This window comes from Drancourtella sp. An57 (assembly GCF_002161525.1).
Classification (GTDB): domain Bacteria; phylum Bacillota; class Clostridia; order Lachnospirales; family Lachnospiraceae; genus Sellimonas; species Sellimonas catena.
Genome location: NZ_NFHY01000006.1, coordinates 121,731 through 135,468, shown reverse-complemented (window position 1 = coordinate 135,468; position 13,738 = coordinate 121,731). Strand labels below are relative to the sequence as shown.

General features: G+C 47.9%; 10 protein-coding genes. 1 reads left to right on the top strand and 9 read right to left on the bottom strand.

Translation table 11 applies throughout. The annotated features are described in order from the left end of the window. Positions 1-5: 5 nt before the first annotated feature. From B5G11_RS06540 to B5G11_RS06515, 6 genes are all read right to left on the bottom strand, one after another. On the bottom strand, positions 6-575 hold the full coding sequence (locus tag B5G11_RS06540) for an indolepyruvate oxidoreductase subunit beta (protein WP_087168454.1): 570 nt from the start codon (positions 573-575) through the stop codon (positions 6-8). Beyond that, on the bottom strand, positions 575-2,329 hold the full coding sequence (iorA, locus tag B5G11_RS06535; protein WP_087252584.1) for an indolepyruvate ferredoxin oxidoreductase subunit alpha: 1,755 nt from the start codon (positions 2,327-2,329) through the stop codon (positions 575-577). Before iorA ends, B5G11_RS06540 begins: the two co-directional genes overlap by 1 nt. 1 nt (position 2,330) lies before the next feature. Further along, positions 2,331-3,641 carry a phenylacetate--CoA ligase gene (locus B5G11_RS06530; protein WP_087252583.1) on the bottom strand — a complete coding sequence of 437 codons (1,311 nt, stop codon included), beginning with the start codon at positions 3,639-3,641 and terminating at the stop codon, positions 2,331-2,333. A gap of 164 nt (positions 3,642-3,805) precedes the next feature. Beyond that, positions 3,806-8,305, bottom strand: a complete 4,500-nt coding sequence (locus B5G11_RS06525; RefSeq protein ID WP_087252582.1) for a PolC-type DNA polymerase III — start codon at positions 8,303-8,305, stop codon at positions 3,806-3,808. A gap of 13 nt (positions 8,306-8,318) precedes the next feature. Further along, on the bottom strand, positions 8,319-9,380 hold the full coding sequence (gene ispG / locus B5G11_RS06520) for a flavodoxin-dependent (E)-4-hydroxy-3-methylbut-2-enyl-diphosphate synthase (protein WP_087168458.1): 1,062 nt from the start codon (positions 9,378-9,380) through the stop codon (positions 8,319-8,321). A gap of 82 nt (positions 9,381-9,462) precedes the next feature. Then, positions 9,463-9,927 carry a hypothetical protein gene (locus B5G11_RS06515; RefSeq protein WP_087168459.1) on the bottom strand — a complete coding sequence of 155 codons (465 nt, stop codon included), beginning with the start codon at positions 9,925-9,927 and terminating at the stop codon, positions 9,463-9,465. Positions 9,928-10,132: 205 nt separating this feature from the next. On the opposite strand from B5G11_RS06515, the gene B5G11_RS06510 reads away from it, so the two are divergent. Then, positions 10,133-10,483, top strand: a complete 351-nt coding sequence (locus tag B5G11_RS06510; RefSeq protein ID WP_087252580.1) for a helix-turn-helix transcriptional regulator — start codon at positions 10,133-10,135, stop codon at positions 10,481-10,483. A gap of 64 nt (positions 10,484-10,547) precedes the next feature. Here the strand turns inward: B5G11_RS06510 and hisC are convergent, their stop codons facing one another. The 3 genes from hisC to B5G11_RS06495 are packed head-to-tail and all read right to left on the bottom strand — an operon-like array spanning position 10,548 to position 13,717. Continuing rightward, the gene (hisC, locus tag B5G11_RS06505; RefSeq protein ID WP_087252579.1) at positions 10,548-11,603 is read right to left on the bottom strand and encodes a histidinol-phosphate transaminase; all 1,056 of its coding nucleotides are present in this window, start codon (positions 11,601-11,603) and stop codon (positions 10,548-10,550) included. Positions 11,604-11,609: 6 nt separating this feature from the next. Next, a complete protein-coding gene (locus tag B5G11_RS06500) occupies positions 11,610-12,806 on the bottom strand; it encodes a pyridoxal phosphate-dependent aminotransferase (RefSeq protein ID WP_087168462.1) in 1,197 nt (398 codons plus the stop codon). Next, entirely contained in the window at positions 12,803-13,717 is a 915-nt protein-coding gene (locus tag B5G11_RS06495; RefSeq protein WP_087168463.1) for a phosphatidylglycerol lysyltransferase domain-containing protein, read from the bottom strand. The genes B5G11_RS06500 and B5G11_RS06495 overlap by 4 nt, the downstream gene beginning before the upstream one ends. Positions 13,718-13,738 lie beyond the last annotated feature (21 nt).

The following is a 13,738-nucleotide window of genomic DNA, read 5'->3' as shown; positions in this document are numbered from 1 at the left end:
TCCTCCTATCGTGCTGCTCCTGTTTCAAATGCCTTTTTATTGATCTCGATTGTCTTTGGCGGCACCGTCTTTTCAATCACCCGGTACCACTGTTCTTTTGTGAAATCCATATGTCTGGATGCGATACCGAGAACAATCATATTGAATACTTTTGGATTTCCAAGCTTTTTGGCCTCCTCCGTCGCGTTGACAGTGTAGACTTTATGTTTCTCTTCCAGCGTTTCAATGATGTGTTCCGGATACCTGGCCGCGCCGATCACAACCGGCATCGGATCGATCCTCCAGTCATTCAGGATCAGTGCTCCCCCTTCTTTCAGAAAATGTGCATAGCGCAGTGCTTCCAGACGTTCAAACGCGATAATAATATCTGCGCAGCCTTCCTCCACGATCGGTTCTGCCACCTTGTCTCCATAGCGGACAAAGGTTACAACACTTCCTCCTCTCTGCGCCATTCCATGGACCTCAGAAAGTTTGACATCATATCCTGCATCCAGTGCAAGTCCTCCAAGAATCCGGCTTGTCAGAAGTGTTCCCTGGCCTCCGACACCGACGATCATAATATTTTTTACTCCCATTACTTTTCACCTGCCTTTACCAGTTCAATCGCTCCAAACTTACAGAGGGATTCACAGAGTCCGCATCCGGTACACATGGTGTCGTCAATCCGGATCGTACCGTCTTCATTTCTTGTCATGGCCGGGCAGCCCGGTTTCATACACATGCCGCATTTTTTACATTTTTCCGGATCCGCAGCATAGAGCGGTTTTGGTCTCTTGTCAAGAAGTACGCATGGTGTCTTTGTAATGATGACGGATACTTCGTCTTTTGCCACTTCTTCCTTAATCGCTTTCTCCAGCGCTACAATGTCAAAAGCATTGATTTCCTGTACATTCGGCACACCGATTGCACGGCACAGATTCGGAATGTTGATTGCGTAAGTCGGATCTCCCTGAAGTGTTTTTCCGGTCGCCGCATGATCCTGATGGCCGGTCATTCCGGTAGTGGAATTATCCAGAATCAGCACCGTTCCGGTAGCCTGATTGTAAACCATGTTCATCAGGGAATTGACACCGGTATGTAAAAATGTCGAATCTCCAATTACTGCCACCCAGTTTTTGATGTATTCTTTTCCTTTTGCTTTCTCCATTCCATGGAGGCTGGAAATACTTGCTCCCATACAGATTGTCGTGTCCACCACGCTGAGCGGTGCCACTGCTCCAAGTGTATAGCATCCAATGTCTCCTGCCGCATGCATCTTTAATTTGTTGAGAACATAGAAGACGCTTCTGTGCGGGCATCCCGGACAGAGAATAGGCGGCCGCTGCGGCACATCTGTCGGCGGATCCATCCGTACTTCTTCTCCGAGGATGGCCTTGCGGATCATATTGGAACTGTATTCTCCCTGAATGGTAAAGATCTCTTTTCCAATGGCAGGAATACCCCAGGATTTTACCTGCTCTTCGATGACAGGATCGAGTTCCTCCACCACATACAGTGTCTCAACTTTAGATGCAAACTCCCGGATCAGTTTTTCCGGAAGCGGGTTGACCATGCCAAGCTTCAGAACCGAAGCCTGAGGCAGTGCTTCTTTCACATACTGATACGGAATTCCACTTGTGATGACTCCGATTCTGGTATCGTTCATCTCCATTTTATTGATCGGAAGCGTATCTGCCGCTTCTTTTAATTCGTTATTTCTCTTTTCGATTTCCACATGCCGGAATTTTGCGTTTCCAGGCATCATGACATTTTTCCGGATATCCTTTTCATATGTTTTGTCCGGAATCTCCTCCCGGTCTTTGAGTTCCACAAGTCCCTGAGAGTGTGCCAGTCTTGTGGTGATACGGAAGATGACCGGACGGTCAAACTGTTCGCTTAATTCAAATCCGATTTTGACAAACTCTTTTGCCTCCGCACTGTCTGACGGTTCCAGAACCGGCACGCCCGCAGCCCTTGCAATCATTCTCGTATCCTGTTCATTCTGGGAACTGTAAAGTCCCGGATCGTCCGCCACCATAAAGAGCAGTCCTCCGTTGACTCCCATGTAAGAAACCGTATAGAGCGGGTCGGAAGCTACGTTGAGCCCTACGTGCTTCATACATGCCATGGCACGTACTCCTGAGATGCTGGCTCCGATCGCGGTTTCTGCCGCCACCTTCTCATTCGGTGCCCACTCCGCGTACAGATCATCCCTGTATTTCACGAGATTTTCGCTGATTTCCGTACTCGGCGTTCCCGGATAGGCTGACGACACCTTGACTCCGGCTTCATACGCCCCTCTTGCGATTGCTTCGTTTCCAAGCATTATGACTTTCTTTGATTCTGACATTCTATAATCCATCCTTTCGTAAATCCTTGATTCTCTTTGCCTTTCCCTCAAATCTCTGCAGAGAATAAGGCGCTACCAGCCGGATTTCTGTTGCGAGGCCAAGCTGGGATTTCAGTCCCGCCTTGATCTTCTTTTCCAGTTCGCTGAGTTTTCCGTAGCTGTCAAGCAGCCTGTCATCAATCAGTTCCACTGTGATGGTCATAACGTCCAGTCTGTTCTTTCTTTCTACAAGGATTTCATAGTGTGGTCCGATCTCATCGATCTTGAGCAGTACTTCTTCGATCTGCGTCGGGAATACATTGACGCCGCGGATGACAAGCATGTCATCTGCCCTTCCGGAAAGATTTTCGATTCTTGCGGTCGTTCTTCCGCATTTGCACGGCTCATAGAAAATCCGGGTCATATCTCCGGTCCGGTAACGGATAATCGGAAGAGCCTCCTTTCCAAGACAGGTCACGACAAGCTCTCCACGCTCTCCCGGCGGCAGCACTTCTTCTGTCTCCGGATCGATGATTTCCGGTATGAACCAGTCTTCATTTACGTGCATGCCGCAAAGCTCTCTGCACTCGCCTGCCACACCCGGTCCGCAGAGCTCGCTCATGCCGTAATTCTGCGTGCAGAAGAACTGATCGCCCCATACATGGTGCATCTCCTCGCGCATCGCCTCGGTCATTCCTTCGCCTCCGAAGAGTCCGGTCCGAAGGCACAGATCTTTCGCCGGATCCATCCCGGCCCTGCGGATCTCTTCGCCAAGATGCAGCGCATAGGACGGTGTCGCCACAAGAAGTGTCACGCCCATGTCTTTTAGAAACATGATCTGTTTTTTCGTATTGCCGGATGACATCGGAATCACGGCAGCTCCGATCTTTTCCAGTCCTCCGTGCAGTCCCAGCGCACCGGTAAAGGTGCCGTATCCAAATGAGAGCTGCACGATGTCATCTGCGCGCGCTCCTCCCATGCAGGCAACTCTTGCTACATTATTCAGCCAGATATCCAGATCGTTTTTCGTGTATCCGACAACCGTCGGTTTTCCGGTCGTGCCGGAACTTGCGTGAAAACGTACCAGTTCCTTTTTATCAACCGCAAACAGCCCCATCGGATAATTATCTCTGAAATCCTTTTTGCTTGTAAACGGAAGTCTCCTCAAGTCATCCAGCGAACGGATATCTTCCGGAGCCACCCCTGCTTTGTCCATTTTCCCCCGATAAGGAGCCACCCTCTCATAGATGTAGGAAACTGTCTGTTGCAGCTTCCGGAGCTGGATCTCTTCCAGTTCTTCTCTAGGCAGTGTCTCCTCCTTTGCCCATATCATTTTTTCTTCCTCCTGGTCAGATTAATTTAGGAATAAAACGCTTCCCTGTTCCATGCAATGCCTTCTGTGCAGAAGTCTTTCCGGCTTTTTGCACAGAAAAAAGAGGACCCGCCTCTTTGGCTTATCCTCTTTAGTATATCATATTCCTTTATTCGTTTAAAGCATTAATCTGCAAAATCAAACAGAGATAACTGATTGGATTCCGGAAGATCGGAAAGAAGTCCCAGTTCCGACATCTTATCAATCACCGTCTTGCTGGCCTTGGTTCTCTGTCGGAAATCATCTTTTGAAAGGTACCTGCCGTCCCTCGATGCCTGTTCCACCGCTTCTGCCGCCTTGTCTCCCATTCCATCGATACTGGAAAGGGGCGGCATCAGCTTTCCGTCCACAATCCGGAACTTGGTCGCTTTTGCCTCATAAATATCAATCGGCATAAACTCCAGACCTCGCGCATACATTTCCTGCACGATCTTCATATCTTTCATCGTATCCTGCTCTTTTTTACTCAGCCGGTCCTGTCTGCTTTTATATTCCCGGATATGGTATGCCAGTTTTTCCTTTCCCTGACACATCAGCTCATAGGAAAAGGCGTCTGCACGGATTCCAAAGTAGGCAGCATAATACGCAAGTGGATAGTTGACCTTACAGTAGGCAATCCGGTATGCCATCATAACATAGGCGGCCGCATGCGCTTTCGGGAACATATACTTGATCTTCTTACAGGACCAGATATACCAGTCCGGTACTTCAGCCTCTTTCATTGACTCTTCAAACTCCGGCGTGAGTCCTTTTCCCTTTCGCACTTTCTCCATGATCGTAAAAGAGAGCTCACTGTCCATCCCTTTGTTGATGAGGTAAGTCATAATATCATCACGGGTACAGATCGCCGTGGAAATCGTTGCCTTTCCCTCCTGAATCAACGTCTGCGCATTATTCAGCCACACATCGGTTCCGTGGGAAAGCCCGGAAATCCGGATCAGGTCGGAGAGGGTCTTGGGCTTTGTATCTACTACCATCTGGATAACAAAGTCCGTTCCGAACTCTGGAATACCAAGGCATCCAACCGGACATCCGTCAATGTCATCCGGCGTGATGCCGAGTGCCTCCGTATTGGCAAACAGCGACATGACTTTCGGGTCATCCAGCGGAATATCTCTGGCGTCAAATACATTCTCTACGCCGTCATATTCATTGTCCATGGCGTCCGAATTGATCAGCTCCTCCAGTGTCTTGATCATGGTCGGATCATCGTGTCCCAGAATGTCAAGCTTTAATAGGTTGTGGTCAATGGAGTGGTAGTCAAAATGGGTCGTAATGATATCCGTATTCATATCATTTGCCGGATGCTGCACCGGGGTAAAGGAGTTGATGTCCTCACCGTGAGGAAGAACGATAATTCCTCCCGGATGCTGCCCTGTACTTCTCCGGATTCCCGTACATCCCTGTACGATCCGGTCGATCTCACAATTTCGCTTCCTGCTGCCCCGCTCTTCATAATAGTTCTTCACAAATCCGAATGCGGTCTTGTCCGCCAGGGTACCGATGGTCCCCGCGCGGAACGTCTGCCCTTTTCCAAAGATGACTTCCGTATACTTGTGAGCGTTACTCTGATAATCTCCCGAAAAGTTCAGGTCAATATCCGGCTCTTTGTTTCCTTTAAACCCAAGGAAAGTCTCAAACGGGATATCGAACCCGTCTTTGACGAGCGGATGTCCGCATACCGGGCAGTCCTTGTCCTTCATATCCCATCCGCAGCCCCCCGCAAACGCGCGTACTTCCTCGGAATCAAAGTCACTGTAATGGCAGTGCGGACAATAATAATGCGGGCTTAACGGATTGACCTCCGTGATTCCTGCCATGGTAGCAACAAAGGAAGATCCGACTGATCCACGGGAACCAACCAGATATCCATCCTCATTGGACTTCCATACCAGCTTCTGGGCAATAATATACATCACGGCGAAGCCATTGGAGATAATAGAATGAAGCTCCCTCTCCAGCCGTTCCGTCACGACGTCCGGGAGGGGATCTCCATACATTTCATGGGCTTTTTTATAACAGATATCACGCAGGGTCTGATCGGAATTTTCAATGACCGGAGGACATTTGTCCGGTCGGACCGGAGCAATCTTTTCAATCATGTCCGCAATCTTATTCGGATTCTCAATTACAACCTCATGGGCTTTTGCCGCTCCGAGGTAGGAAAACTCCTCCATCATCTCTTCCGTCGTATGTAGATACAACGGTGCCTGTTCATCCGCATCGGAAAAGCCTTTTCCCGCCATGATGATTCTACGGTAGACTTCGTCCTCCGGATCCAGGAAATGAACATCGCAGGTTGCCACAACCGGTTTGCAGAATTTCTCGCCAAGCCTTACAATTTTCCGGTTCAGATCCCGCAGGTCCTCCTCGCTTTTTACATTGGAAACCCGGTCGCTTGCAATCATGAACCGGTTATTCCCAATCGGCTGGATTTCCAGATAATCATAGAAATTCACCAGCTTTGCGATCTGTTCTTCTGATTTTCCATTTAAGACAGCCTGGAACAGTTCGCCTGCCTCACAGGCGCTTCCGATAATGAGTCCGTCCCTGTACCGTAAAAATTCGCTCTTTGGAATTCTCGGCATTCTGGAAAAATACTGCAGGTGGGACATGGAAATCAGGCGGTACAGATTCACACGCCCGGTCTCATTTTTCGCCAGAATGACCGCATGGTGGGACGGAAGTTTCCGGATTGCGTCCGGATTCATGGAGCCGAAGTGATTCAGCTCTTTCAATGTAAAAATTTCCCTGTCTTTCAGCATTTCGACAAACCGGACAAAAATCTCGGCCGTCGCCTGGGCATCATCCACGGCCCGGTGATGATTTTCCAGCGAAATGTTCAGTGCCTTTGCCACAACATTCAGCTTATACTTGGAAAGAGTCGGAAGGAGCACCCGGGCGAGGGCCACCGTATCCACCGATATAAATTCCTTCTCGATCTCCTGATATCTACAGTTCTGCTCAATAAAACTGACATCAAATCCTGCATTGTGGGCTACCAGAACCGCATCTCCCACAAAGTCCAGAAATTTTGGAAGGACTTCCTCGACAGGCTCGGCATCCATCACCATGTCATCGGTAATACCGGTCAGATCTGTGATCTTAAACGGAATCGGAATCTGCGGATTGACGAAAGTACTGAAACGTTCTGTGATCGCTCCATGTTCCACCTTGACCGCTCCGATCTCGATAATCTTATCCTGAATCGGGCTGAATCCGGTCGTCTCCAGGTCAAATACCACATATGTATCCTGAAGAGTCTGGTCCTTCGCCCCCTGGGCAATCTCCGTCAGATCATCCACCAGATACGCCTCCACGCCGTAAATAATTTTAAACGGATCATCTTTATCCAGAGATTCGATATAGTGGTTGGCATCCGGGAATGCCTGAACGACACCGTGGTCCGTAATGGCAATCGCTTTGTGTCCCCAGTCATGCGCACGCTTTACAATATCTTTGACTTCCGATACCCCGTCCATATCGCTCATTTTCGTATGGCAGTGCAGCTCTACACGCTTTTCCGGGTAGAGATCCTTTCTCTGCACGGTGAAGTCACTGATTTTCCGGATTCCGCTCACAGAACCGATGGTCAGCTCCCCGTCAAATTTGTCGATCGTGGTAATCCCCTTTACTTTCAGGAATGCACCCTTTTTTATGTCGCCAAGCAGGTCCGGGAGCTGGTCGTTTCTGGCAAACATCTTGACAACGATCGTATCGGTAAAATCGGTGATGGCAAACATGAGGATCGTCTTTTCATTCCGGATCTCTCTCGTATCAAAGCTGATGACCTTTCCCCGGATGGTGATCTCGCCCATCTCACCCAACACCTGGGAGAGTTCGATCGGAGGATCATCGAAGTCACGTCCGTAAATCATGTTCGGATCATCCGATTTTCTGAAATCACGTCTGACAAACGGTTTCTTCATCTCTTTTCCAAACCGCTTTTCTTTCAATGTCTTTGGAGCAGATTTTGTTTTCTCTTCTTTTGTCCCGTTTTCTCCGGCATCCGCCTCTTCCGTATTTTTCCGTTTCTCCTTGCGGAGTGCCTCGTTTCTCTCAATAATTTCATCCACTTCTGCCTGAAGCTGAAGTTCGTTAAACTCAAGCGCGCTCTTTTTTTTCGGCGGTTGATAGCCGACTTTAATGGAAAGAGGCACATGAAAACGGTCATTAAACACTTCGGAAAGGAGGCTTACAATCGCCTCCTTCTTTCCTTCTGCCACGATAGAATTCTGAAGCTTCAGATTCAGAACGCTGTCCTCGAAATCATAGTCCGCATGCTCAAACATGCTTCTCTCAACGGCGCTTCTCTGCTCCAGCTCCAGAAGGATACTGTCATAATACTCGTGCATCAGGTTTTCCGGCGTATACTGCTCTGACAGCTGATAGCTCTCCAGAATCTCCACCTGGATCATCGTCCGGTCAAACAACTGATGCTTGATAGCATATTCCAGTTCATAAATCTTTTTTTTCTGCAGAAGATGGGTGGAAAACAGATAAATCCGGATAAAATCTCTTGTTGAATTCGTTGAAACTTTCGTAACCCTGACATCTTTCAGCAGAAATTTTGTCTCCTCCGAAAGGTTCAGAGTCGGAAACACTTCAAAAAAGTCTTTTCCCATATGTCATACGTCCTCAATCTTTTTTCCAGTTCAGAAGCTCTTCCCTAAGGGCCGGGAGGAGTTCTTCTTCTTTGAGTTTTTTTACAATCTCTCCCTTTTTAATCAGGAGTCCTTCTCCGACGCCTCCGGCAATTCCGATATCGGCTTCCTTCGCCTCACCAGGTCCATTGACAACACAGCCCATGACTGCCACTTTCACATCGTCAAGCGGGATATCCTGCACCATGTCTTCCACCTGGTTTGCAAGGCCGATCAGGTCAATTCTGGTTCTGCCGCAGGTCGGACAGGAAACGACCTCGATGCCGCCCTTTTTCAGCCCCAATGTCCTTAAAATCAGCTTTGCGGATTTGACTTCTTCCAGTGGGTCTCCCGTCAGAGAGACACGGATGGTATTTCCGATTCCCTGATAAAGAATGATTCCAAGCCCGATGGAAGATTTGATATTGCCGGAAAGGATAGTCCCTGCTTCCGTAATACCGACGTGAAGCGGATACGGACACTGCGGAGCAAGTAGTTCATGCGCTTTGACACACATCATGACATCAGATGCCTTAATACTGACAACCAGATTGTTGTATCCCATTTTTTCAATCATACGCACTTTATCCAGCGCGCTTTCCACCAGTCCTTCGGCCGTCACGCCATCATATTTTTCCACAAGATTCTTTTCCAGAGAGCCGCTGTTGACTCCTACCCTGATCGGAACCTTGTATTCTTTGGCCTTCTCCACTACTTTTCTCACACGGTCCTGATCCCCGATATTTCCCGGGTTAATACGGATCTTGTCCGCTCCGTTTTCAATGGCCGCAATGGCAAGCCGGTAGTCAAAGTGGATATCCGCCACAAGCGGGATATGAATTCTGCGTTTGATCTCTCTGAGTGCTTCTGCAGCCTCCATTGTCGGAACGGCACACCGGATAATCTCGCAGCCTGCCCGCTCAAGAGCCAGGATCTGCTTTACCGTTGCTTCTACATCTTCTGTTTTTGTGTTTGTCATAGACTGGATGGCAACCGGATAACTGCCTCCGATCTTTACATTTCCTATCTGAATTACTTTTGTCTGTGTGCGCAGCATACTCTTCCTCCTCTACATGAATAAAATCCCCCTCTACCCAAGTCACACGTCATATCCGTTTTCCTGTATAGAGGGGAAAGTTCTATTTTTTATCAAATATCATCTGTTCACCGTATTCGCGGTCCGTAAGCGTCAACGTCTGCCGTTCCATGCTGTAGTCAAACGATGTCGTAAACATGGAAAGCGCTGTATCCAGAGCACTCTGGGTCAACTGTCCATCATACTGCTCCAGGATTCTGTCAATCTCACTTTGCTGCAGTCCGCCGATCACCAGCGTCTTTTCCGTTTTATCCACCTGACAGTCCATTGTCACCGCAAGTTCCGGAACATCCTGCAGATTATCAAACTGAAGTTTAACTTTATCATCACTTTGAATGGTCATTGTAATATTGTCATCCTGATATTCCCATGTCCCAGCAATCGGATTTCTTGCAAATGACCGGATCAGGAAGTACGCTGCAACCGCAATGATGAGAACAGACGCTGTCCAGATTACAATCCGAAACAGGAAACTTCTCTCTTTTTCATCATTTTTGGCAATTAACATCCGGATTACCTCCATATTTTTCTTCTTTTATTCTAAGTAAATTATAAAATTTTTATTCATACCTGTCAACACGGGATTCGTCTCCGGCTCCTTTTGATGCTTTTCGACACATACCGCTCCATCTGTGTTCCTTTCCGACACACTTCCTGTTTTCCCCACGTTTCTATTGCTAAAATGTAGCCACACTAAAGATAGGAGGCAATATATGGGGTTTTCAGAAAGACTAAAATTGCTGCGCAGAAACGCAGACGTAACTCAGGACCAGCTAGCACAATACCTTCAGGTATCCCGATCAACCATCGCCGGATACGAGACCAAAAACCGACAGCCAGACTATGACAAACTGTATATGATTGCGCAGTTTTTTCATGTCAGTACCGATTATCTCATTTCCGGCAAGGAGTCGCATCCGGTCGAAGTTTCTTCGTCCGGGCCTGCCATAAACGAACGGATTATTCAGTATCAGCTCAAAACTGTTTTCATGTCTCTCTCCCCGAAGTCAAAGCAGGATCTGCTGGAATATGCAAACCTCCTGGCTTTGAGGGACAGGCAATGATCATCCATACACAATATTTCAGAAATCAGGAAAGGAGGAATTTTTGATTCCTCCTTTTCCTGACTTATTCTTTCATAATCTCTTCCAACGTGTCAAAAAACTGATTCATTTCCTCATCTGTTCCGACAGTGATTCGTAAATACTGCGCGATCTCAGGCTGTTTCCAGTGTCTGACATAAATCTGCCGTTCCTTTAAAGCCTGAAACAGTTTTTCTCCATCATACTTCGGATGTTTTGCAAAAATAAAGTTTGTACTGGAATCCGGAAATTCAAATCCCAGATCCGCCAGTTTCTCTTTGCTCCATTCTCTTGTGGCGACAATCTTTTCCGTCGTCTTCCGGAAGTACTCCGTATCTTTTACCGCTTCCGTCCCGCAGACAATGGCCGGATAGGACATAGTATAGGAATTGAAAGAATACTTCACATCCTGGAGCCAGCGAATAAGCCGTTCGTTCCCTGCCGCAAATCCGATCCGCATTCCTGCCATGGATCTGGACTTGGAAAAGGTTTGTGTCACCAGAAGATTGTCATACCGGTCAATCAGGGAAATGGCGGACGGCTTTCCTGCAAAATCGATATACGCCTCATCCACAATGACGATCACGTCCGGATTCTGCTTTAAAATCTCCTCAATCACATCCAGGCTCTCATAAATTCCCGTCGGCGCATTCGGATTCGGGAAAATGATGCCTCCGTTTTCCTTACAGTAGTCCTCTTTTCTGAGGTGCATATTCTCATCCAGCGGACAGCATTCATACGGGATCCGGTAGAGTTCTGCCCACACCTTATAAAAGGAATAGGTAATATCCGGAAACAGAATCGGCTTTCCGGAATTAAAAAAGGTAAGAAAGCTCATTGACAGTACGTCATCTGATCCCACTCCTACAAAAATCTGTTCCGGTTTCACCTGGCAGTATTCGGCCAGGCTCTCTGTCAGCATGCGGATTTCCGGATCCGGATACAGACGGAGTCTTCCGTCATCCATCTCCTTTAGTGCCCGCTCCACTCCCGGCGCAGGCGGATACGGATTTTCATTGGTATTCAGTTTGATTACTTTCTGCTGCGGCTGCTCTCCCGGAACATAAGGAGTCACCCGGCGGATATTTTCTTCCAGTCTCATACGCGTCTACTCCTGTCCGCGGTACTCGGCCGCAAGTTCTTCAAATTTCGGGAGCGCACGTACAATCGTGTCGTATGCGACACAGTATGCAAGTCTGACATAGCCCGGACATCCAAAGGAGCTTCCCGGCACCATCAGAATATTGTATTTTTTCGCTCTGCTGCAGAATTCCTTTTCATCTTCCACCGGAGACTTGACAAACAGATAGAATGCTCCTTCCGGTTTAATGCAGGAAAATCCCGCCTTCTTTAACCCTTCGTACAGGGTCTCTCTGTTCTTATCATAAAAAGCGATGTCCGCCTTCTCATTCAGGCATCTTGCCACTGCTTTCTGCTGGAGTGTCGGTGCATTGACAAATCCAAGAATCCGGGTTGCTACGTTGGCAGCGGAAATCACATCCGCGCTGTCTGTCACTTCATCCGGAATCACAAGGTATCCGATCCGCTCTCCCGGAAGAGAAAGGGACTTACTGAATGAATAACCTACAATCGTATTGTCGTAATACTTTGTCAGGAATGGAACTTCGGCATCCCCGTACACAAGCTCACGGTACGGCTCGTCGGAAATCAGATAAATATCCGTTCCGTATTCCTTCTGCTTTTCCTCCATAACGGAAGCCATCTTCTTTACTGTCTCCTCGGAATATACGACACCGGTCGGGTTGTTCGGATTGTTGACAATCACCGCTTTGGTCTTTGGCGTAATCTTCCGGGCAAACTCGTCAAGTTTTGGCTGGAATGTCTCCGTATCAGGGGAGATCTCCACAAGCACTCCGTCAAAATTGTTGACATAGCTTCTGTATTCTCCAAAATACGGCGCAAAGACAATCACTTCATCTCCCGGATTGATCAGTGTTTTCAGAATGACATTCAGACCGCCTGCCGCTCCTACTGTCATCGTAATATTCTTTCCTTCAAAGGAAGTTCCGAAACGCTCGTTCAGATTCTGTGCAACAGCCTCTCTGACGTCCGCATACCCTGCATTGCTGTTCGTATATCCGTGCAGCACAACCGGATCCTCCTCTTTCAGCACATCCATCATGGCGTTTGTCAACGCTTCCGGAGCCGGAATATTCGGATTTCCAAGACTGAAATCATAGACGTTTTCTGCCCCGTAAATCCCGGCAAGCCGGTTTCCTTCCTCAAACATCGCACGGATCGCGGAACTGTTCGCCACCATCCCTTTCATCTTCTCTGCAATCATTCTGATACCTCCTGTACTTTTGATAAAACTCCTTTTTCAAGCAGCATTGCCGGCTTATAGGAAAGCTTTGCTTTTCTAAGCCCCTCCTGTCCGGCATCATCCTCTCTGTTGACATAGCGGTATCCCATACATTCATGTTCCACAAACTGCTGGTTGATCATTGTATATGCACCCGGCACATCGGCAAATGCCTTTTCAATGTGGACAACAACCGTGTCATCACTTACCGGTTCCCCGACGGTAAATGCGACAATCTTACCGTTTACACGAAGAATTCCACCTTTGAGATGCAACTCCTGAAACAGTCTCAGAGAATTGAGCGTTACACACATCTCGCAGTTTTTCTCTTCATCTTCGTCACATCCGTTTTCGTTTCTCCATTTCAGAGCCATCTGAAAGCATTCTTCCAGATTGTCCTTTGTGAGCGGCTCATATGCCCAGTCCTCATACGTGGCCTTGAACTTATTGATGTGGTTCCGTTTACCGTGAAGCTTTTTTCCAGACAGGGTACAAAGCTTTTCCGACTCATAAATATAATCCGCCGCATCCCTGTCATATTCAATCTGGTACTTTCCCGGATACCAGCTGTCGACAAGGGCAAACTGTGCCTCGGAAAGTCCGTACATGTGAAACTCTCCTCCCTGCTCCTCGCAGTGTTTCTCCATCTGCGGGATCAGTTCCCGGATTTCCTCATCCGGTCCTGCGGGCCATGCAAAACCGTACCCGCTCTCTGTCTTTTCCCGGAACAGAATAGCTTTTCCTGTAAAGGCAAAATCCAGATTATAATGTCTTCCCCAAAGCATAACTCCAAAAAATGTTCTGTCACAGCTTCTTGACGGGTATTTCCGAAAATATTCCTTAATCAGTTCCTGATCCTTTAGCTGGACACGGTTAAATTTCCATTCATCCATACTGTATTATACCTTCTTCTT